Annotated in this window: 17 protein-coding genes, 5 tRNA genes and 1 pseudogene; 21 read left to right on the forward strand and 2 right to left on the reverse strand. The window is 61.4% G+C overall.

The genetic code is table 11. The annotated features are described in order from the left end of the window. Nucleotides 1–42 precede the first annotated feature (42 nt). The gene (gene dnaJ, locus OZY47_RS04290; RefSeq protein WP_277177133.1) at nt 43–1182 is read left to right on the forward strand and encodes a molecular chaperone DnaJ; all 1140 of its coding nucleotides are present in this window, start codon (nt 43–45) and stop codon (nt 1180–1182) included. Nucleotides 1183–1479: 297 nt separating this feature from the next. Here the strand turns inward: dnaJ and OZY47_RS04295 are convergent, their stop codons facing one another. Further along, nucleotides 1480–2271 carry a fructosamine kinase family protein gene (locus tag OZY47_RS04295; protein ID WP_277177134.1) on the reverse strand — a complete coding sequence of 264 codons (792 nt, stop codon included), beginning with the start codon at nt 2269–2271 and terminating at the stop codon, nt 1480–1482. A 598-nt stretch (nt 2272–2869) separates the two neighbouring features. Between OZY47_RS04295 and uppP the strand changes: the two genes are divergently transcribed. Continuing rightward, entirely contained in the window at nt 2870–3775 is a 906-nt protein-coding gene (gene uppP, locus OZY47_RS04300) for an undecaprenyl-diphosphatase UppP (RefSeq protein ID WP_277177135.1), read from the forward strand. A gap of 220 nt (nt 3776–3995) precedes the next feature. On the opposite strand, the gene OZY47_RS04305 is transcribed toward uppP, so the two are convergent. Next, the gene (locus OZY47_RS04305; protein ID WP_277177136.1) at nt 3996–4868 is read right to left on the reverse strand and encodes a PAC2 family protein; all 873 of its coding nucleotides are present in this window, start codon (nt 4866–4868) and stop codon (nt 3996–3998) included. 250 nt (nt 4869–5118) lie between these two features. On the opposite strand from OZY47_RS04305, the gene OZY47_RS04310 reads away from it, so the two are divergent. The 19 genes and pseudogenes from OZY47_RS04310 (at nt 5119) to OZY47_RS04400 (ending at nt 20432) form a co-directional block, all read left to right on the forward strand. Further along, nucleotides 5119–5191: transfer RNA gene (locus tag OZY47_RS04310), tRNA-Gly, on the forward strand. 30 nt (nt 5192–5221) lie between these two features. Next, nucleotides 5222–5292, forward strand: a tRNA-Cys gene (locus OZY47_RS04315). 37 nt (nt 5293–5329) lie between these two features. Then, nucleotides 5330–5402, forward strand: a tRNA-Val gene (locus tag OZY47_RS04320). Nucleotides 5403–5449: 47 nt separating this feature from the next. After that, nucleotides 5450–5522 (forward strand) — tRNA-Val (locus OZY47_RS04325). Nucleotides 5523–5773: 251 nt separating this feature from the next. Then, the gene (locus OZY47_RS04330) at nt 5774–6745 is read left to right on the forward strand and encodes a cation diffusion facilitator family transporter (protein WP_277177137.1); all 972 of its coding nucleotides are present in this window, start codon (nt 5774–5776) and stop codon (nt 6743–6745) included. A 233-nt stretch (nt 6746–6978) separates the two neighbouring features. Continuing rightward, nucleotides 6979–7054 (forward strand) — tRNA-Gly (locus OZY47_RS04335). A 325-nt stretch (nt 7055–7379) separates the two neighbouring features. Beyond that, entirely contained in the window at nt 7380–9413 is a 2034-nt protein-coding gene (gene thrS / locus OZY47_RS04340) for a threonine--tRNA ligase (protein WP_277177138.1), read from the forward strand. 32 nt (nt 9414–9445) lie between these two features. Beyond that, the gene (gene pgsA / locus OZY47_RS04345; RefSeq protein ID WP_277177139.1) at nt 9446–10102 is read left to right on the forward strand and encodes a phosphatidylinositol phosphate synthase; all 657 of its coding nucleotides are present in this window, start codon (nt 9446–9448) and stop codon (nt 10100–10102) included. A gap of 156 nt (nt 10103–10258) precedes the next feature. Then, nucleotides 10259–11260, forward strand: a complete 1002-nt coding sequence (locus tag OZY47_RS04350) for a phosphatidylinositol mannoside acyltransferase (RefSeq protein ID WP_277177140.1) — start codon at nt 10259–10261, stop codon at nt 11258–11260. A 15-nt stretch (nt 11261–11275) separates the two neighbouring features. Further along, nucleotides 11276–12478 (forward strand): glycosyltransferase family 4 protein, encoded by a 1203-nt coding sequence (locus OZY47_RS04355; protein ID WP_277179153.1) that lies wholly within the window; start codon nt 11276–11278, stop codon nt 12476–12478. A 53-nt stretch (nt 12479–12531) separates the two neighbouring features. Then, entirely contained in the window at nt 12532–13290 is a 759-nt protein-coding gene (locus OZY47_RS04360) for a YebC/PmpR family DNA-binding transcriptional regulator (protein ID WP_277177141.1), read from the forward strand. Nucleotides 13291–13294: 4 nt separating this feature from the next. Next, nucleotides 13295–13876 (forward strand): crossover junction endodeoxyribonuclease RuvC, encoded by a 582-nt coding sequence (gene ruvC / locus OZY47_RS04365; protein WP_277177142.1) that lies wholly within the window; start codon nt 13295–13297, stop codon nt 13874–13876. Between the two features lie 138 nt (nt 13877–14014). Further along, on the forward strand, nt 14015–14632 hold the full coding sequence (gene ruvA / locus OZY47_RS04370; RefSeq protein ID WP_277177143.1) for a Holliday junction branch migration protein RuvA: 618 nt from the start codon (nt 14015–14017) through the stop codon (nt 14630–14632). Between the two features lies 1 nt (nt 14633). After that, entirely contained in the window at nt 14634–15698 is a 1065-nt protein-coding gene (gene ruvB, locus OZY47_RS04375; RefSeq protein ID WP_277177144.1) for a Holliday junction branch migration DNA helicase RuvB, read from the forward strand. A 108-nt stretch (nt 15699–15806) separates the two neighbouring features. Next, a pseudogene (locus tag OZY47_RS04380) lies at nt 15807–16190 on the forward strand (preprotein translocase subunit YajC); the annotation flags it as partial. Nucleotides 16191–16358: 168 nt separating this feature from the next. Continuing rightward, on the forward strand, nt 16359–16940 hold the full coding sequence (locus tag OZY47_RS04385) for an adenine phosphoribosyltransferase (RefSeq protein WP_277177145.1): 582 nt from the start codon (nt 16359–16361) through the stop codon (nt 16938–16940). 56 nt (nt 16941–16996) lie between these two features. Continuing rightward, entirely contained in the window at nt 16997–18193 is a 1197-nt protein-coding gene (sucC, locus tag OZY47_RS04390; RefSeq protein ID WP_277177146.1) for an ADP-forming succinate--CoA ligase subunit beta, read from the forward strand. After that, nucleotides 18190–19113 (forward strand): succinate--CoA ligase subunit alpha, encoded by a 924-nt coding sequence (gene sucD / locus OZY47_RS04395; RefSeq protein ID WP_277177147.1) that lies wholly within the window; start codon nt 18190–18192, stop codon nt 19111–19113. Before sucC ends, sucD begins: the two co-directional genes overlap by 4 nt. Continuing rightward, a complete protein-coding gene (locus tag OZY47_RS04400; protein WP_277177148.1) occupies nt 19110–20432 on the forward strand; it encodes a DUF6350 family protein in 1323 nt (440 codons plus the stop codon). Before sucD ends, OZY47_RS04400 begins: the two co-directional genes overlap by 4 nt. Nucleotides 20433–20470 lie beyond the last annotated feature (38 nt).

The following is a 20470-nucleotide window of genomic DNA, read 5'->3' on the forward strand; positions in this document are numbered from 1 at the left end:
GAACAATGATTCGCGGAAACCAACTGATACAAAGGATATTCAGTGACAGACTATTATGAGGTGCTCGGCGTAGAACGCTCGGCGAGTGACGAGCAGATCAAGAAGGCTTACCGGAAGATGAGCCGCAAATACCACCCCGACATCGCCGGGCCGGAGTACGAGGACAAGTTCAAAGAGGTCAACAACGCCTACGAGGTGCTCTCCGACCCCGACAAGAAGCGGATGTACGATTCCGGCGTCGATCCCAACGACCCGAACGCCTCGGCCGGTTTCTCCTCGGCTGGATTCGGCGATATGGGCGACATCTTCGGCCAGTTCTTCGGCAACGCCTTCGGTGGTGGCAACCAGGGGCCGATCCCGCGCACGCAGCCGGGCCGCGACTCGCTGGCCACCGCATCCATCGACCTGAAGACCACCGTGTTCGGCGGCACCGCGCAGGTGACGATCAACACCTTCGGACTGTGCCCGGAGTGCGGTGGCACCGGCACGGCCAACGACGAAAAGCCCGTGACCTGCCCGGATTGCCAAGGGCGCGGCATGCGCCAGAAGGTCGTGCGCTCCATGCTCGGCCAGATGATGACCACCGCCCCGTGCGAGCGGTGCGAGGGCCACGGCACCATCATCGAGCATCCGTGCCCCAAGTGCCAGGGCCACGGCCGCATCCGCACCTCGCGCAAGGTCGGGGTGAGCGTGCCCGCCGGCATCGACGACAACACGCGTCTGCGTCTGGCCCACCAGGGCGAGGTCGGCGAGGGCGGCGGCGCGGCCGGCGACCTGTATGTCGACATCCGCGTCAAGCGTGACAAGCAGTTCACCCGCGAGGGCGACGACCTGCATTGCTGGATCCAGATCCCCATGAGCTGGGCCGTCCTCGGCCATCAGCTCGACATCGAGACCTTCGACGGCAAGCAGGAGATCGATATCCCCGAAGGCTGCCAGCCTGAGCAGACCGTCTCGCTCAAGGGCCTCGGTGTCGCGAAGGTGAAGAGGCCGCAGGAGCGTGGCGACCTGGTCGCGCACTTCAGCGTGCACATCCCCACCAAGCTCAGCAACGACGAGCGTGAGCTGATCACCAAGTTCGGCAAGAGCCACGACAAGGGCAAGGCGCAGGTCAAGCAGAGCTCGCGGCCGGCCGGCGAGCGCAAGGGCTTCTTCAGCAAGTTGAAGGACGCGCTTGGCTGAGTTCGGTTTCTGCGGCGCCTGTGTCTTGGTGAAATCGCAAATGGCGGTCTCTGAATGAGACTGATTACACCCGCGATATAGCAGTGTGGGTCTGGCACGGAGTAATTCCTGCCAGACCCACACTGCTATTGAATTCTATATATTCTATTGATTCTCGCTCTGCTATTCGGAGCATCGAACCACTGTTATATAACTGTTATATTCAATGACGAACAGTTGTTATCAGTCCACTGAACAGATGTGCATCCGTGTCTAATGCACATGTATTTTCAAAGACAAACCATGCCTCAAACGCGCTCACCCAAGCAGCGAACGGCACATGGCGCGGTATTCGCTCACGTACCCGCCACCGAAGAAGACGCAGTGGCCAGCGATGGGGTAGAGCTGCCAGATGGTGATCCGCTCCTCGAAGCCTTTCTTGAGGGGATGAACGCTCTGGTAGCCGTCGATGATCTCGTCGAGGTAGGGCATGCCGAAGAGGTTCAGCATGGCCAAGTCCTCCTCTCGGTGGCCACCGTGGGCGGCAGGATCAATGAGCACGGCCTGCGGGTCGCCGAAGTCGGCGGACCACATCACGTTGCCGCTCCACAGGTCGCCGTGCACGCGGGCGGGCTTGTCGTCCGCGGCCGGGCCCAGCAGCTTGGGCAGCGCGTCGATGACTTCCTGAGTCAACTCAAGGTCACTCTTGTCGAGCGACCCGCGTTCGATGCCAAGCTTGACCATCGGAATGAGCCGCCCTTCGGCGAGGTAATCGACGACGCTCGTCCATGTGCTGGTCGCCATCGGCACCGGGTCCTGCAAGGGGCCGAAATAGCAGGTGCCCTCGTAACCCGCCGGTGCCGAACCGAAGTAATCGGCGCCCGCATCATGCATATGCGCCAGAGCAGCCCCGAAATCATGCGCGGCCTTAGGCGTGGGGGAGCAGGAGTTCACGCGTTCGATGTCGAGCCAGCCGTCGCTCCATCCGTAGACGTCGACGACCTTTGGGCCGCCCTGCTCCTGCGCCTCGCCGAGCCACTGAAGTCCCCTGCCCTCGCATTCGAAGAATCCCTTGGGCGCGAAGGCCCTGCTTTTGCGATATGTTGCCATGTTGTATCTCCTTGAAGCCGAAATAACGAACAATGCACAAACGAGCCATGGCCCACCCACAAGGCGTAACCCAACCACCAACGTACCACGCCATGTTTTCCATCGCCCGCCAGCGCGCATAATCATCCAGTTCACATCCAGACTGGATATTTCGAGTTGTTTATCGCCATCCGGCATATGGAATCGCCCAGTGCCATCCCGAACCGGATAATCTAAAACGCTCATTACCAGTGAGCGCATGCAACCGTCCAGTTCAAGTCCGAAGTGGATACTTTGTTACCCTCGTTACCTGCCAGCGTACGAAAACATCCAGTTCAAACCTGCAGTGGACGCTTTGCCACCTTTGTTATCTGTCAGCGTACGGAATTATCCACTCCAAGCTTGAACCGGATGTTTTGCTGCTCTCGTTATCTGTCAGGCGTACGGAATTATCCAGTAACTCGCGTATTCACACCGACCATATCGTCGTTTTCCGTCGGCCATGACGTTGGTTGCCGAAATCACAGTGGCACCGCACGATTCTCGCGCGCCAGGCCTGCCGGCGCAACCCGGGGTATGTGTAAGGTGCTGTGAAGACAAGAAACGATAAAGAGGGGTTATGAATTTCTTCCAAGCCATCATCCTGGGGCTGGTGCAGGCGCTGACCGAATACCTGCCCGTCTCCTCGAGCGCCCACATCCGCATCGTCGGCGAGCTGATGCTCAAAAGCGACCCCGGCTCGGCGTTCACGGCCATCATCCAGCTGGGCACGGAGCTCGCGGTGATCCTCTATTTTCGCCATGACATCGCGCGCATACTCTCGCACTGGTTCTCCTGCCTGGCTGGCCACAATGGCCCAGATTGGCGTTCTCGTATGGGCCGCAAGGATCCGGACGCGACCTTCGGCTGGTACATCATCATCGGAACCCTGCCGATCCTCGTCGCCGGCCTGCTTTTCCAGAAGACCATCGAGACCACGCTGCGCAACCTGTGGATCACGGTGACGGTGCTGCTGCTCTTCGGCATCCTGCTGTGGATCGTCGACGAGCGCTCCCCGCAACGCAAGACCATCCGCGAGATGAACTGGAAAGACGCCCTGCTTTTCGGCGTCGGCCAGATGCTCGCCCTCATTCCCGGCGTCTCGCGTTCCGGCGGCACCATCACCTTCGGCCGCGCGATGGGCTATACGCGCGAATCGGCCGTGCGGGTGAGCTTCATCATGGCCATCCCCGCGGTCTTCGGCTCCGGCCTGCTTGAGGCGTTCAAGGCGTTCACCGACTACCGGTCCGAGCCGGAATTCCCCGGCTGGGGCGCGACGCTGGCGGCCAGCGTGGTGAGCTTCGTGGTCGGATACCTGGTCATCATCGCGTTCCTGAAGTTCGTGTCGACCTTCTCCTACAAGGCCTTCGCCATCTATCGCATCGGTTTGGCAGTGGTGGTGGCGATCCTGCTTATCGTTGGAGCGCTGCCCGCTACACCTGAGGCGGCGCAAGCTGTCGCGCAGGCGACGGTCGCGGCAGTGTAAATAGCGACATAACTGACTGCTTGCTGGAAAAGGCGTCTATATAGGTACGTCTTTCTATGTATTGATACGCATAGAAAAACAGGCAAATAAATTGATGGCGGCGCGTCACCTATCGTAAGGGTGACGCGCCGCCACTAGTTTATTCAACCTAATCCGTAATCCGTAATCCGCGGTTCGATATCAGCTATTCAGGATTCGCAATCCGCGATATCACGCGACCTCAGTCGTCCATATGCTCCAGGAACTCCTCAGCCTCCCGCGCGAGCTGTTCGGACTGCGGTTCGTCGGAACTCCTGAGGCATTCCATCTGCTGGTTCAGGTCGTACTGGTTCTCGAGCCTGGTGACATATTCGGCCAGGTCGTCGTTGCACGAGGTGAGCACGGAGGCCTGCGCCTTCCAATGCTCGGCTTTCACGGGCAAATCACCCTCGTCGAGCTCGACGCCGAGCAGGTCGGAAAGCCGGCGCAAGATCTCCAGCGTTCCTTGCGCGCACTCGTCACCGCCAAGGTATTGCGGCACGGAGACCCACATGGCCGTGGTGTCGAAGCCCTCCTCGTTGGCCACGGTGTCGATGACGGTGGGGATGCCGACCGGGCCGTCGTAGGGGTTCGAACCGCATGCCGTGTCCTTCTTCACGCCAGCGCCGCGGATGCTGCTCTCGTGCCGGCGCAACGCGGACTGGTCGATGGGCAGCGGCCGGGTATGCGGGCAATCGGCGTACATCGAGCCCAGGGTGACGATCTCGTCGACCTCAAGCTCGTCGGCGATGCTCAGGCTGCGCCGCGTGTACTCCATCCAGCGATAGTTGGGCTCCGGGCCGATCTGCGCGTAGACGCGGAGGTCGGGGGCCACGGAAATCTCGTAGAAACGAGTCTGCGGCCACACGATTCTGGCCGAGCCCGTCACATGACAGATCATCGGCCTCGCCAGCTGGTAATCATAAAAACCGTCTGACCGAATATGGCGCACCTCGCGGTACTCATAATGCGAGGCAAGATGGCGTATCACGTTCGTGGCTGCCTGGCACGCGTCGTTCCATCCTTCAAAGGCGCAAATCATCATAGATTTACTGCTGGTAGATTCATCAGTCATGTTCCCTAATCTAGCCTGAGAAAACACGATGATTCGAGGGCTTCGCCATTGGTGAAGCAGTTTCCACTCTCAGGGGAACCCGCCAAAGAACACGACAGCCCCGGTATTACTGTCGTATTAACGCCTCATTAACCCGCCGTAGCAACACCTATTCACGACACGCAGGATTTGCGAAATGGGGGTCGGGCATGTATAGTTATCTCTCGTGCTTCGGTGGTGTTCACGCCACAGACTGCACAGCAGTTTTACTGCGGACATAGCTTAGTTGGTAAAGCGCGACCTTGCCAAGGTCGAGAGCGCGGGTCCGAGTCCCGTTGTCCGCTCTAGGTCCGAGGAGTTGTACACGACCTTACGGTGGGTTAGCCAATCGGTTAGGCAGCGGCCTGCAAAGCCGTATAGACGAGTTCGACTCTCGTACCCACCTCGGAAGAGAGACTAAGGTCTCGATTCCCAAGCAACCTGGGCGGTTGGCGCAGAGGCTAGCGCACTTCCCTGACACGGAAGGGGTCACAAGTTCGAATCTTGTATCGCCCACAAGGACCGGAGGAGACTCCGGTTTTTGTTTCATAATTGAATATCTCGGGTGATTAGCGCAGCGGTTAGCGCACTTCCCTCACACGGAAGGGGTCACTGGTTCGATTCCAGTATCACCCACGGTTTTGGTTTTTATTTCTGTTTGTTTTCTTTTTCTTACTATGTGATTTTTCATATCTATTATTCGTTTCGTATCGCTTGACGGCGGCGACCCATAGAATGATGGCGATATCATGTTCGCCGAGCAATGCCCGCGAACACCTCGTTTCGCAACGAACGTCAATAACGTCAATATAGTATTGCACCAACATTTAGTGGCTCAATACGCATTGGGCCCAGCGACAACATCCGATAATAGGGGAGTGGCAACCATGGCAAACAATTCGGTGAAGACCGCACTGCTGGCGAACGTCGGGGTGGCCGTGGCCAAGGGGCTCGCGGCCGCGTTCACGGGCTCGTCGGCGATGCTCTCCGAATCGGTGCACTCCGTGGCCGACTGCGCCAACGAGCTGGTGCTGATGGTCGGCGACAAGGTGGCCCGCCGCTTCGACACCCGCCACCCCTTCGGCCTCTACCGCGCCAAATACCTCGCCTCCTTCCTCGTGGCCACGCTCCTCTTCTTCGTCGGCGGCTGGTTCTCGGCCTCGCAAAGCGTCGAGAAACTGACGGGCCTGGCCAACGGCAGCGTGGCACACACCATCGAACCGGTCGAGCTGCTGGCCTCCCTGGCGGTGATCATCGTCTCCGCCCTCATGGAGGGCTACGGCCTGCACACCTCGATCCGTGAGGCGCGAGAACGCATGAAGCGGCTTGACCTGAACATCAGCAACCTCTTCGTCTTCTGGCGGCGCACCAAAAGCGCCGAGCTCGCCTCGGTGATGATGGAGGACACCCTGGCGCTGGTCGGCCTGGTGTTCGCCGGCGCAGGCATCGGTGTGGCGCTGCTGACCGGCGATGAGCTCTGGGACGCGGTGGGCGGCTTGTGCGTCGGTGTGGTGCTGATCGTCGGCGCGCTGGCACTGGGCTTCAAGTCCGGCTCGCTGCTCATCGGCGAATCGTTGGATCAGCAGATGGTCGACCGCATTCGTTCGGCTGTGGAAGGCACCCCGGGCGTCGAGCGGCTCATCAACATGCAGGCGATGCACATGGCCGAGGACGACATCCTGCTGTGCCTGAAAGTGCAGACCTCGAAGCTCGACCGCGACTTTGACGTGGAGACGGTCAACAAGATCGAGGCCGCCGTCCGCGCAGCCCTCCCGTTCTACCGTTTCGAAATCTACGTAGAACCCGACCTCTATCGCCCCGCCAAGCAACCCGAAGCCTTAACCGACAACCAGGAATAAAGGCATCTGGGTTTCGTAATTGAAACCACAATCAGAAACCCACACCAAAGCGACAAGTGGGTTACCGGCTAAACAAATACCAATAATCCATACTGGTCACGCGGGCGCAGCCCGTCGTGGCAAGCCAGATTCTGACCGTCGTGCCGAGCGGGTGAAACCCGCAATGGCACGCGCAACCCGCCGTGAGTTGCGTAAATCCCGACCGTCCTGTATATTCTCACATTGTTGTCTTCGCGGACATAGCTTAGTTGGTAAAGCGCGACCTTGCCAAGGTCGAGAGCGCGGGTTCGAGTCCCGTTGTCCGCTCCATTATTTTTCTCAGATTTTTTTTCTTTATCTCCGCTTAAAAATCCCCTAACAGTGCCAACGATTCCCACTGCGTCCCTGAAAACTTACCGACCTTCTTTATCAATCCTGATTGGGCTTGGAAAATATGCTTTGCTCGGGCGTAAGACACGGCCGAGCGGCCAAGGAGCGTCCCGAGCAAAGCATATTTTCCAAGCCCCGCCACACGAGCGCACACCAGTAAGCTCCCATGTCGGCCATAGCCCATATCGTTGGCACTGTTGATTTACCTACCGTCCATGGCCTGCCCCTAGTAACGCGGGCCCTGAAAGCAAAGGACACATATACCATGGCTGAAAAGACCATCTCCATAACACTCAACGGCGAAGCGAAGGAGGTGCCAGCCACGCAGACCGGCACCGAACTCTTCTCGGATGACAAGAACATCATCGCCGTCCGTCTCAACGGCAAGCCGCGCGACCTCTACACCCCGCTCAATGACGGAGACACCGTGGAATCCATCACCCTCGACAGCGAGGACGGCCTGGCGATCATGCGCCATTCGGCCACCCACGTCATGGCGCAGGCCGTACAGGAGATTCGTCCCGACGCCAAGCTCGGCATCGGCCCGGTCATCGACAATGGCTTCTATTACGATTTCGACGTCGACCAGCCCTTCACGCCCGACGATCTCAAGGAGATCGAGAAGCGCATGAAGCGCATCGTCAAGTCCTCCCAGGCCTTCCGCCGCCGTGTGGTGAGCAAGGAAGAGGCCAAGAAGGAGGAGGCCGACCAGCCGTACAAGCTCGAGCTGATCGACAAGAAGAAGGCCGCCATCGACGAGACCATCGGCACCGAGGTCCCCAACCAGGGCGAGCTGACCTTCTACGACAACGTGGACCGCGAGGGCAATGTGCTCTGGAAGGACCTCTGCCAGGGTCCGCACCTGCCGAACACCCGGTATATCAAGGCGTTCAAGGTGGAGCGCGCCGCCGCCGCGTATTGGCTGGGCGACGAGCACAACCCTTCGATGCAGCGCATCTATGGCACCGCCTGGGCCACCAAGGATGATCTCAAGGCCTATCAGGCTCGCATGGAGGAGGCCGCCAAGCGTGACCACCGCAAGCTCGGCGCCGAGATGGACCTCTTCTCCTTCCCGGAGGAGATCGGACCCGGCCTGCCCGTCTTCCACCCGAAGGGCGGCGCGATCATCAACGCGATGGAGGACTACTCCCGCGAAATGCACCGCAAGGCCGGCTACAGCTTCGTGCAGACCCCGCACATCACCAAGGGCGGCCTTTACGAGACCAGCGGCCACCTGCAGTGGTACAAGGACGGCATGTTCCCGCCGATGCACCTCGATGAGGAGCAGGACGAGAACGGCAACATCACCAAGCAGGGCTTCGACTATTACCTGAAGCCGATGAACTGCCCGATGCACAACTTGATCTTCAAGTCCCGCCAGCGCTCCTACAAGGAGCTGCCGCTGCGTCTCTTCGAGTTCGGCACCGTCTACCGCTATGAGAAGAGCGGCGAGGTCCACGGCCTCACCCGTGTGCGCGGCTTGACGCAGGATGATTCCCATATCTACTGCACCCGTGACCAGATGAAGGGCGAGCTGACCTCCATTCTCCAGTTCGTGCTGAAGGTGCTGAAGGACTTCGGCCTCAACGACTTCTACCTCGAGCTTTCCACCAAGGACGAGAAGAAGTTCGTGGGCTCCGACGAGATCTGGACGGAGGCGACGGACACGCTGCGCGAGGTGGCCGAGGATTCCGGCCTCGACCTCGTGGCCGATCCGGGCGGGGCCGCGTTCTATGGCCCGAAGATCTCGGTGCAGGCGCGCGACGCCATCGGCCGCACATGGCAGGTCTCGACCATCCAGCTCGACTTCAACCTGCCCGAGCGTTTCAAGCTCGAGTACATCGCCAAGGATGGCACGCACCAGCGCCCGGTGATGATTCACCGCGCCCTGTTCGGCTCCATCGAGCGCTTCTTCGCGATCCTGCTCGAGCACTATGCCGGTGCCTTCCCGGTCTGGCTGGCCCCCGTGCAGGTCACGGGCATCCCGGTGGCCGATGAGTTCGCCCCGCATCTGCAGAAGTTCATCGACTCCCTCAACCAGGAGACGGTGCGCTGCGAGATGGACATGTCGGACGACCGCTTCGGCAAGAAGATTCGCAACGCCTCCAAGTCGAAGGTGCCGTTCACGCTGATCGTCGGCCAGGACGACGTCTCCAAGAACGCCGTGAGCTTCCGCTTCCGCGACGGCAGCCAGTTGAATGGCGTGCCGGTGGACGAGGCGAAGGCCGACATCCTCAAGGTCATCAAGTCCCGCGCCCAGGTCAACAACGCCGACGATTTCGCCGCCGCGACCAAGTGACGCGGCCAACAGACAGGTTTTGAGAATCCAGCATGCTTGAGAAACTACGCCCGCCGTTCAAACGACTGATAGCGCCGATTGCCAGGGCCCTGGTGGCTTTGGGACTCAGCGCGAACGCGGTCACCATCATCGGGGCGGTGGGCACCATTCTGGCAGCCATCGCCACCGGCATCACCGGCTGGCTGATTCCCGGCGCCGTGGTGCTGGCCGTGCTGGCCGCCTTCGACTCGCTCGACGGCTCCGTGGCCGCGCTGACGACGGGAGGCACCAAGTTCGGCGCCTTTCTCGACTCGACGCTCGACCGCATAGCCGACTGGGCGGTGCTCTTCGCCGTCGTGCTCTACTTCCTGCTGCACGGTGGCATGTCCATCGCCTCCGGGAGCATCTCGAGCGATGACATCGTCGGTTGGATTGGCATCGGCGCCTCGCTTTACGCGATGATGACCTCGTTCGTCACCTCGTACGCCAGGGCACGCGCCGAATCGGTGGGATATGAGGCCAAGAACGGCATCGCCACCCGCAGCGACCGCCTGGTGATCATCCTCGTCGGCATGCTCTTCGCGGGAATCTTCCACGATTCACGCTGGATGATGGCCTTTGTGGTCATCCTGGCCGTGCTCGGCACCATCACCGTCTTCCAGCGCATCTTCGAGGTGCGCCGCCAGATGAAGGCCGACGGCGCCATCTGATTGTCGCGAAAGCCTGTCTCGTATTTTCCCATTGAGAAAGCGAGACAGGCTTTCGTATATCATGTTGCTGTAACTTGTATATAAAACCTTAAATTTAAAAACCATAAAGCCTTCACTATTTGACGATTCATCGCTCACGAAAGTCCGATTATCTCCATGTTCGACAATGTCCTGATATTCCTCGCCAAACATCCCCGGATAATCCCCGAACCATTGCTGCGGGGCCTCTTTCTGCTCGCCGCCGACGTCTGCTGGCTCTTCCGTATCGGGGGAGTGAAGCAGCTCGAGCGTAATCTTCACCACGTTCTCGAAGCGAGGGATGGCGAGGTGGCGCGCAAGACGCTTCGCAAGACGAGCCATCGCGGCATGCGCTCGTATTTCACCTATTTCGCCGAGGCGATGACGGTCGGCGGACAATCAGACGAACGGCTGCTCGCCCGCGCCAGGCCCATCGGCCCGGGGCTGCCCATCTGCAAGGAACTCGTGCACGACAATCCAGGCAGCGCACCCATGGCCATCAGCCACCAAGGCAACTGGGATTACGAGGGATTCCTGGCGGCCAAGGTCCTCGCGCCGGTGACCGTGACCGCGGAACGGCTGGCCAACAAGAAACTGCTCGACACATTCATCGCCATCCGCAAGCGCATGGACATCACCGTTTTCCTGACCGGCCAGCCGAACCTTGTGGAGAAGCTGGAGAAGGTTCTAGAGGAGCCGCACGTTCTCGTGCCGTTGCTGGCCGACAGGGACCTGAGCCGCCACGGCGAGTTCGTGCATGCGTTCGGCTCCATCATCCGTGTGGCCCGCGGCCCGGCCACGCTCGCTCTCGACACCGGCAAACCGCTGTTCGTCGTCAATATGTACCGCGAACGTCTGCATGGCGAGGCCCGCCACAGGGCTGGTGTGCCGTACGGCTACGTGGTCGATATCAGCGCGCCGGTTGACATCGACAGGTTCCGCTCGCTACCCCGCGAGGAGGCGATCCACGAGATCAGCCAGGCCTGGGTCGACGTGTGGAGCCGCGACATCACTGCGCACCCCGAGGACTGGCACATGCTCCAGCCGATCTTCGCCGAGGACCTCGATCTCAGCCGCCTCAAGGACGTGCCCGACGAGGTGATTGACGAATTGCGAAATATACAGTCCATGCGACAATAGGTCATCATGTCTGAAATGGAACCCACCAACCCCGCCAACGCAACCACCGAACCTTCCATACGCAAGGACCCGCTGAACGGCCGCAAGCTCAACGTCGGCATCATCGCGCCCTATTCGTTCGAGACGCCTGGCGGCGTGCAATTCCATATCCGAGATTTCGCCGAGGAGCTGATGAGGCGCGGCCACCACGTGGCAGTGCTGGCCCCGGGCCGCCGCACGCGCGACATGCCGCTGTGGGTGACCACGAACGACTCCTCGTTCTCCATTCCCTACAACGGCTCCATTGCCCGGCTGAGCTATTTCGGCTTCGTGGGCCCGCGCACCCGCCGCTGGGTCAAGCAAGGGCATTTCGACATCGTCCACCTGCACGAGCCGGAGACGCCGTCGCTGAGCCACAAACCGTTGACGATGCTCCATCATCCGCCCTTCGTCGGCACGTTCCACGCCTCGTTCGACCCGTACCCGCTGGCGTTGCGCATATTCCAGGATTATCTGCGGCACTACATCTCGCCGCTCAAGGCGATCATCGGCGTCTCGCCGGCCGCCATGGAGACGGTGGACCATTACGCCCCGCGCGACATCGAACGCGACATCATCCCCAACGGCATCAACCGTCCGTTCTTCGCCGACGCCAAGCCGAGGCCGGAATGGCAGGGCACGCCGGATGCGCCGACCATAGGCTATCTGGGCCGCATGGGGGAGAGCCGCAAGGGCTTCGCGGTCTTCGCCAAGGCCGCCTCCCGTGTGCTCTCGAGCTACCCGGGCGCCCGGTTCCTATGCGCCGGCGATGGCGAGGCCGACGGCAGGAAAATCCTCGAATCGATCGACAGGACCGGCGCCCTGGCCAGCCATTTCGAGTTCCTCGGGCGCATCAGCGACCGCGAGAAGGCACGGTTCTACCAGTCCCTTGACCTCTATGTCGCCCCGCAGACCGGCGGCGAGAGCTTCGGCATCGTGCTGGTGGAGGCCATGGCCGCCTCATGCGCCGTCGTCGCCAGTGATCTCAAGGCCTTCCGGGATGTGGCGGAGGACGGCAGGGACGCGGCCCTCTTCGGCAACGAGGACGCCGCCGACTGCGCCGCACGCATCGTCGAACTGCTTGGCGACACCGAACGCCTGGAGCGTCTGCGCGTCGCCGGATTCAAGCGTTCCAGCCAGTACGATTGGTCCGTCGTGGCCGACCGTGTGCTCGAGGTCTACGCGCGCGTTTTGTCGTGAAAGTGCTTTAGAATTGCTTCGTTTAACGTATTCGTATACCTACTAGGAGCATTATGTCAGGGCATTCCAAGTGGGCGACCACCAAAAACAAGAAGGCCGCCATCGACGCGAAGCGCGGCAAGCTGTTCGCCAAACTCATCAAGAACATCGAGATCGCGGCCCGTCTGGGCGGCGGTGATCCAGACGGCAATCCGACGCTGTATGACGCCATCGTCAAGGCCAAGAAGGCCTCCATGCCGGCCGACAACATCAAGCGCGCGGTCAAGCGTGGCAGCGGAGCCGAGGCCGGCGCCGCCGACTACGAGACCATCAACTACGAGGGCTACGCCCCCGCGGGCGTGGGCCTGATCATCGAGTGCCTCACCGACAACCGCAACCGCGCGGCCGCCGAGGTACGTTCGGCGCTGACCAAGGGCAACGGCTCGCTGGCCACTTCCGGCGCCGTGAGCTTCAACTTCGAGCGCAAGGGCCAGATCGAGGTTCCCTCCGAGGGCCTTGACTACGACAAGCTCTTCGAGATCGCCGCTGAAGCTGGCGCCGAGGACGTCTCGGACGATGGCGATGTCTACACCGTCATCACCGCGCCGACCGACCTGGTCACTGTGCGTGAGGCGCTGCAGAAGGCCAACATCGACTACAATTCGGCCGATCTGGTCATGAATCCGAAGAACGAGATCGACCTGAGCCTCGAGGACGCGCAGAAGGTCACCAAGCTCATCGACAACCTCGACGACCTGGACGATGTGCAGAACATCTACAGCAATTGGACCGCCTCGGACGAGGTGATGGCCCAGCTCGCCGAACAGGAGTGACCAAGTGATCATCCTTGGAGTCGACCCCGGGCTCACCCGCTGCGGGGTCGGCGTCATAGAAGCCGACGCATCCCGTCGGCTTTCTTTTGTTCATGTGGACGTGATCCGCTCGGACCCGCACACCTCGCAGGACTTGCGTTTGCTCACCATCTACAACGGTCTGGCCGAGAAGATCGACAGGTTCGCCCCCGACACCGTCTCCATCGAGCGGGTCTTCGCCCAGGAGAACCGCAACACCGTGCTGGGCACCGCGCAGGCGGCGGGACTGGCCATGCTGGCCGCCGCGCAACGCAACATCCCCGTGGCGCTGCACACCCCGACCGAGGCGAAGATGGCGGTCACCGGCAACGGACGCGCCGAGAAGATCCAAGTGGAGCGCATGGTCGCCCACATTCTCAACCTCAACAAGCTGCCCCAACCCGCCGACGCGGCCGACGCGCTGGCGCAGGCCATCTGCCACGCGCTGAGGCCCTCCGGGGCGCTGCAGGGCGGGGAACGCGAGCAGCATCTCACCACGGCGCAACGCCAATGGGCGCAGGCAGCCCAACGCGCGAAGAGGCACGGCGGCGTCGATAGGGGCATGTAGGCTATCGAACAGATGTTCGAATATTGTCACGAGGCCGGATTCACTCGAATTCGTTGGAATTTGCTGGATTCCGCACTTGTGACGACATTCGTTTTTATCGTTAGCATGTAAGGGCCGCACGAGAGTGGAGGAGAGACAATGATCGGAATGCTCCAGGGCCAGGTGGAGTCGATCGAGCAAAGCTCGGCGCTCATCATGGTCTCAGGCGTCGGCTACGAGGTGCGCATGCCCTCCGCCGAACTGTCCTCCATGCACGCCGGTCAAGACGCCAAAATATACACGTATCTCAACGTCTCGCAAGACGCGATCACCTTGTACGGATTCCTTTCGCAGGCCTCGAGGCGCATGTTCCTGCAGTTGCAGAAGGTCAGCGGCATCGGCCCCAAGGTCGCCCTCTCGCTGCTTTCCACCTTGCCGCCCGACAGGCTGGCCAAGACGGTGATGGACGGCGACGCGGCCGCGCTGGCCAAGGCTCCCGGACTCGGCAAGAAGGGCGCGCAGAAGATCATCCTCGAGCTGCGCGGATCGATCAACCTCGACGAGATCGAGGGCCGGCAGACCTCCGACGAGCCACGTTACGACCAAGGCACCACGCAGGTCATCGAAGGCCTGGTCTCGCTGGGCTGGCGCGAGAACGACGCCGCCCATGCCGTCACCAAGGTGTGCAAGGCCAACGACATCGCCACGCCGTTGAGCGACACCGACATCCCCAAGGTGCTCAGGCTCGCCCTGACCTCGCTGGATCGGGGGCGCTGAGATGGCACAGGAAACCCCGGACTTCCAAGCCAACCAAGGAGCCAACGAGGAGTCGCTGCGCATGGTCTCCTCCGAACCGATCGGCAACGAGCCGGTCAGCGACGAGGAGCTGCGCCCGCAGACGCTCGCCAACTTCATCGGTCAACCACGCCTCAAGGCCCAGCTGCAACTCTTCCTCGACGCCGCCAAGAAGCGTGCCGTTCCTCCAGACCACATCCTGTTGGCCGGCCCTCCTGGACTGGGCAAGACCACGCTGGCGATGATCGTGGCCAACGAGCTGCAGGTGCCGATCCGCGTGACTTCCGGCCCCGCCATCCAGCACGCCGGAGACCTGGCCTCGATCCTGAGCTCGCTTGATTCCGGCGAGGTGCTCTTCATCGACGAGATTCATCGCCTGCCCCGGGCCGCGGAGGAGCTGCTCTACATCGCCATGGAGGATTTCCGCGTGGACGTGATGGTGGGCAAGGGTCCGGGAGCCACCTCGATTCCGCTGACCCTTCCGCGCTTCACCGTCATCGGCGCGACCACCCGTGAGGGTATGCTGCCCTCGCCATTGCGCGCGAGGTTCGGCTTCACCGCACATCTCGACTTCTACCCGCATGAGGAGCTTGAGCGGCTCATCGAGCGCAGCGCCGTGGTGCTCGACATCAAACTCGCCGAGGGGAGTGCCAAGCAGCTCTCCCTGCGCAGCCGCGGCACACCGCGTATCGCCAACCGTCTACTGCGCCGTGTGCGCGACTGGGCCATCGTCCACGAGCTCGACCAGGTCGAACCCAACGACGTGGAGCAGGCGCTGGCGCTCTACCAGGTCGATTCCGAGGGCTTGGACAGGCTTGACCTGGCCGTGCTCGACGCCATCGTCAAACGCTTTGACGGCGGCCCGGTCGGCCTCAACAACCTTTCGGCGATGATCGGCGAGGAAGCGGAGACCGTGGAGACGGTCTGCGAGCCGTATCTGGTGCGCGAGGGCTTCCTCGTGCGCACCCCGCGCGGCCGCGTCGCCACCGAAAAGGCATGGCGTCACTTGGGGCTTGAACCCAAGGATGATGTCAACAAGTTATTCTAAAATCCCATACGTTGGGCATTATCATGGTCCACCGTAAAACATACGTCCGTTAGGAGTTTCAAAGTGGGCAATAATGGCAATCTGATTTTCATCGTCATCCTCGTGCTGATGGTCGCATTGATGTGGTGGCAGTCCCGCAAGAGCAAGCAACAGCAGCAGAAGGTCAAGGATTTCCGCCAGTCCCTGCAGCCCGGTGAGTTGGTGCAGACCATCGGCGGTGTCATCGGCAAGGTCGTCTCCGTCGATACCAAGTATGAGGAGATCGTCATCGATTCCGACGGCTCCCTGATGCGTTTCTCCTTCCCCGCGATCAGCAAGAAGTACGAGCGTCCGGCCTTCATCGACGATGAGGACGTGGACGAGGACGGCAACCCCATCAAGAAGGACGACGAGGACTCGCAGCAGCCCACCGATGCCGATGACCAGGCCCAGAAGCCGTTCGATAACGCCGATGACGCCGCTCAGAGCACGGAAGATGACGAGAGCACGGAAGATGACGAGAACGCGGAAGATGACGCGCAGGAGGATGCCAAGCAGACCTCTGAAGCCGAGGACGAGGCGAAGTCTGATTCGGATACCAAGGAGAAGGCGGACAAGTAATCCGCTCCAATCTTCAGCACCGGCAATTGTAGTTATATAGACAGAGGTAAAGCTTTGCACATGGAAGATTCCGATATCACGATCGATCAGCTTGAAAAAGTAGGCGGGGAGGACGCGGATTATCTGGTATCGCTCATCCGCACCATCCCGGATTTTCCCAAGAAGGGCGTGCTCTTCAGGGATTTCATTCCCGCCGTCGCCGATCATCGGGGATTCTCGATCATGATCAAGGCCCTGCAGCTGGCTTTGCCGGTGCCCGCGGATTCCTTCGACTATGTCGCGGGCCTCGAGGCGCGTGGCTTCCTCATCGGCCCGCCCCTTGCCCAGCAGCTCGGCAAGGGCTTCATCGCCGTGCGCAAGGCGGGCAAGCTGCCGCCGGAGACGCTCAAGGAGACCTATTCGCTCGAATACGGCGAGGCCTGCGTCGAGATTGAGAAAAACTCCATCAAGCCTGGTGGGCGCGTGCTCATCGTCGACGACCTGATGGCCACGGGAGGCACCGCCAAGGCGGCCGCCGACCTCATCACCAAGGCCGGCGGCATGGTCGCTGGCTTCAGCTTCGTCATGGAGCTCAACGGCCTGAGCGGCAGGGATGACCTCAAGGATTACCCCATCAGCTCGCTGACGAGGATGCCCGCCTGAATCAAGCGGTTTCCCCAACAGACCAACGTTTCCAAACATCGATATAGAGGACTTCAATGGATCTGTATGAATACCAGGCAAGAGAACTGCTGAGCGACCAGGGCATCGATACCCCTGACGCCATTTTCGCTCAGAACTCGCATGAGGTCGCCGAGGCTGCCGACAAGATCGGCTACCCCTGCGTCGTCAAGGCGCAGGTGCGCACCGGGCACCGTGGTCAGGCCGGCGGCGTGAAGATCGCCCACGACCAGGACCAAGCCATTCTCGATTCGGAACAGATCCTGCCCATGACCATCAGCGGCCACAAGGTCAACGGCGTGCTGGTGGCCCAGGCCAAGAACGTCCTGCACGAGTATTACGTCTCCATCTCCCTTGACCGTTCGTCGAGGGACTTCGACGTGCTGGCCACCGCCAACGGCGGCACCGAGGTCGAGGAGATCGCCAGGGAGCATCCCGAGTCCGTCAAACGCCTGCATATCAGCGCTCTTGAGGATTTCGACGAGGCCGCGGCCCGCAAGATGGCCGAGTCCATCGGCTTCTACCACGCCGACGTGGACCAGGCGGCCCAGGTGCTGCTGAAGATGTGGAAATGCTTCAAGGAGAACGACGCCACGCTGGTCGAGATCAACCCTCTGGCCAAGATCGGCGACCCTGACGACGAGGCGTCCAAATCACTGTGCGCCCTGGACGCCAAGATCTCGCTGGACGACAACGCCGCCTTCCGCCACGACGATTGGAAGGCGTTCTCGCAGAACTCCCATCCCGACCCCTTCGAGGCCCGTGCCCGGGAGCATGGCCTGCACTATGTGCATCTGAAGGGCGAGGTCGGCGTGATCGGCAACGGCGCGGGACTCGTGATGAGCTCACTCGACGCGGTTTCCGGCGCGGGGGAGAGCTTGGGCACAGGCGTCAAACCGGCGAACTTCCTCGATATCGGCGGTGGAGCTTCGGCCAAGGTGATGAGCGCCAGCCTCTCCATCGTTCTTTCCGACCCACAGGTCGAGTCGGTGTTCATCAACGTCTATGGCGGCATCACCGCGTGTGATCAGGTCGCCCAAGGCATCATCGATTCCCTCAACGAGCTCAACGTCTCGAAGCCGATCGTGGTCCGTTTCGACGGCAACGCCGCCAACGAGGGGCTGCAGATCCTCAAGTCCGCGAACAACCCGAACCTCCACGTCTACGACACGATGGAGGATGCGGCGCAGGCCGCCGCGAAATACGCCTCGAGCAAGAAGGAGGCCACGAAATGACGCTGTTCATCAGGCATTCCGCACAGGTCATCGTCCAAGGCATGACCGGCCATCAGGGCATGACCCACACGCGACGCATGCTCAACGCGGGCACCAACGTGGTCGGCGGGGTCAACCCCCGCAAGGCCGGCACCACCGTCGCCTTCCATATTGACGAGGCCGACACCGATGTGAACCTTCCCGTCTATGCGACCTGCTCCGAGGCCAAAAAGGCCACCGGAGCCGAGGCAAGTGTCATCTTCGTGCCGCCACGCTTCGCCAAAAGCGCGATGCTCGAGGCCATCGAAGCCGACATCAAGCTCATCGTCGTGATCACCGAGGGCATCCCCGTGGCCGACACGGCCTATTGCGTCGAGCTCGCCCTGCGGCGCGGCATCCGCATCATCGGGCCGAACTGCCCGGGTCTGCTCGTGCCTTCGGCCACCGACGGCCATAACGACAACCTCGGCATCATTCCCAACGGCATCGTCGGTCCCGGCCCCGTGGGCCTGGTCTCCAAGTCGGGCACGCTGACCTACCAGCTGATGGGCGAGCTCTCCGACCTCGGCTTCACCGCCTGCATCGGCGTGGGCGGCGACCCCATCGTCGGCACCACGCTGCTCGAGGCGCTCCAGCAGTTCGAGGCCGATGACGCCACGAAGGCCGTCATGATGATTGGCGAGATCGGCGGCAACGCCGAGCAGGACGCGGCGAAGTGGGCCCAGGAGCACATGAGCAAGCCCGTCGTCGCCTACATCGCCGGCTTCACCGCCCCTGAAGGCAAGCAGATGGGCCATGCCGGCGCCATCGTCTCGGGCGGCAAAGGCACCGCGCAAGACAAGAAGGAGGCCCTCGAGGCCGCCGGAATTCCAGTGGGGAAGACTCCCGCGCAAGCGGCGACCCTGCTCAGGAACGCGTTGAACGGCACCAGCCAGGCATGAGCAAAAAAGGACGGCCCTGGCTCAAAGGCGCGGAGATCGCGGGGCTCTCCCTTGCCATCTACACACTGCTGCTTTGGCTGTTCCTTCTGATCGTCTTCTTCGTCGTCTCGATGGAGGAGGGCGGCTCCGGCATCATGGATGCCACCATTCCCATGACCCTCTCGGTCGTGCTGCTGAGCCAAGGAGTGGGCTTCCACGCCGGGTCGATCACCCTGACCATCACGCCGTTGCTGCTCACGATCCTTTTCGTGTGGCTGGTCGCGTGGCTCACCAAACGCTTCGCACAGAACTTCAAATCCTACGTCATGGCGGTGCTGCTCTGGGTGGCGGCCATGTTCCTCTACAGCGTCAACGTCACCGTGGTGCTGGCCGACGCCCTGCCCATCGTCATCGGCAAGACGGCCATCGTCTTCACCATCGGTTATCTGCTCGGCGCGCTGCCCGGCTCCAAAGCCCTCAAAAACGCGATGGGCAAGGTCCAGTCCACCATCTCCGAACGTGTCTACAAGACGTTGTCGCTTGGCATCAAGAACGCCTTGTGGCTGCTGGTGGCCTATCTTGGCGTGGGCCTGGTGACGGTGCTGGTCTGGATCATCCAGAACCACGCCGCGATGTTCAAGGTCTTCCACCTGGCCGGCATGCAGGTCGGCTCGCGCATCGTCACCACGATCTGCACGCTGGCCTGGCTGCCCAACCTGTGCCTGTGGGCCGTCTCGTGGCTGTTCGGCGCTGGCTTCTCCATCGGCGACCTCGCGAGCTTCACCCTCTGGTCCGACCACGCCTCGGGCCTTCCCGCGGTGCCCGTCTTCGGCCTCTTCCCACAGTCGCTCTCCAGCGATGGCGCGCGTGACATCCTCCTGAGCATTCCACTATTGTGCGGGCTGTGCGTGGGCCTCGTCGAGCTCTTCCATCCCCAAGGCTTCGCGCTCAACGCCGGCAAGCCGGGCCAGCGCGTCAAAGTCGGCAAACTGATCGTCAACCTGCTGTATCCGTTGGTCACGTTCGTCATCTCGAGCGTGCTGATGTCGCTGGTCGCCAACCTCGCGTTCGTCTTCTCGTCGGGCGCGTTGGGCCGGTACCGCCTGAGGCATGTGGGCGTGGACGCCGCCGCGGCCACGCAGGCGGCCGTCAAACCGACCACTATCGGCTTGGGCGCGGCCTGGACCGTAGCCGTCGTCCTCATCGCCGCCATCATCGGCGTGCGCATGCTCTCCAAGCACCAGAGAAACATCGCGGCGGCGTCCTCCAGCGAAAGCAAATCCGAAGTAGCCAAGACCAAAACAGGCACCCAAGGCGGCGCCGCCCCCGAAGAACCCTAAGTCAAGATTGTTGTCATATCCCCACAACGGAGGAGGAA

It is taken from the genome of Bifidobacterium sp. ESL0790 (genome assembly GCF_029395435.1).
Lineage (GTDB): Bacteria > Actinomycetota > Actinomycetes > Actinomycetales > Bifidobacteriaceae > Bifidobacterium.

What these genes read in the sequence shown, in the direction of transcription:
- OZY47_RS04360 (WP_277177141.1), top strand. Translation starts at nt 12,532, where the DNA reads ATGTCAGGGCATTCCAAGTGGGCGACCACCAAAAACAAGAAGGCCGCC.
- OZY47_RS04350 (WP_277177140.1), top strand. Translation starts at nt 10,259, where the DNA reads ATGTTCGACAATGTCCTGATATTCCTCGCCAAACATCCCCGGATAATC.
- sucC (WP_277177146.1), top strand. Translation starts at nt 16,997, where the DNA reads ATGGATCTGTATGAATACCAGGCAAGAGAACTGCTGAGCGACCAGGGC.
- thrS (WP_277177138.1), top strand. Translation starts at nt 7,380, where the DNA reads ATGGCTGAAAAGACCATCTCCATAACACTCAACGGCGAAGCGAAGGAG.
- sucD (WP_277177147.1), top strand. Translation starts at nt 18,190, where the DNA reads ATGACGCTGTTCATCAGGCATTCCGCACAGGTCATCGTCCAAGGCATG.
- ruvB (WP_277177144.1), top strand. Translation starts at nt 14,634, where the DNA reads ATGGCACAGGAAACCCCGGACTTCCAAGCCAACCAAGGAGCCAACGAG.
- ruvA (WP_277177143.1), top strand. Translation starts at nt 14,015, where the DNA reads ATGATCGGAATGCTCCAGGGCCAGGTGGAGTCGATCGAGCAAAGCTCG.
- OZY47_RS04355 (WP_277179153.1), top strand. Translation starts at nt 11,276, where the DNA reads ATGGAACCCACCAACCCCGCCAACGCAACCACCGAACCTTCCATACGC.
- OZY47_RS04385 (WP_277177145.1), top strand. Translation starts at nt 16,359, where the DNA reads ATGGAAGATTCCGATATCACGATCGATCAGCTTGAAAAAGTAGGCGGG.
- pgsA (WP_277177139.1), top strand. Translation starts at nt 9,446, where the DNA reads ATGCTTGAGAAACTACGCCCGCCGTTCAAACGACTGATAGCGCCGATT.
- OZY47_RS04295 (WP_277177134.1), bottom strand. Translation starts at nt 2,271, where the DNA reads ATGGCAACATATCGCAAAAGCAGGGCCTTCGCGCCCAAGGGATTCTTC.
- uppP (WP_277177135.1), top strand. Translation starts at nt 2,870, where the DNA reads ATGAATTTCTTCCAAGCCATCATCCTGGGGCTGGTGCAGGCGCTGACC.
- OZY47_RS04305 (WP_277177136.1), bottom strand. Translation starts at nt 4,868, where the DNA reads ATGACTGATGAATCTACCAGCAGTAAATCTATGATGATTTGCGCCTTT.
- OZY47_RS04330 (WP_277177137.1), top strand. Translation starts at nt 5,774, where the DNA reads ATGGCAAACAATTCGGTGAAGACCGCACTGCTGGCGAACGTCGGGGTG.
- OZY47_RS04400 (WP_277177148.1), top strand. Translation starts at nt 19,110, where the DNA reads ATGAGCAAAAAAGGACGGCCCTGGCTCAAAGGCGCGGAGATCGCGGGG.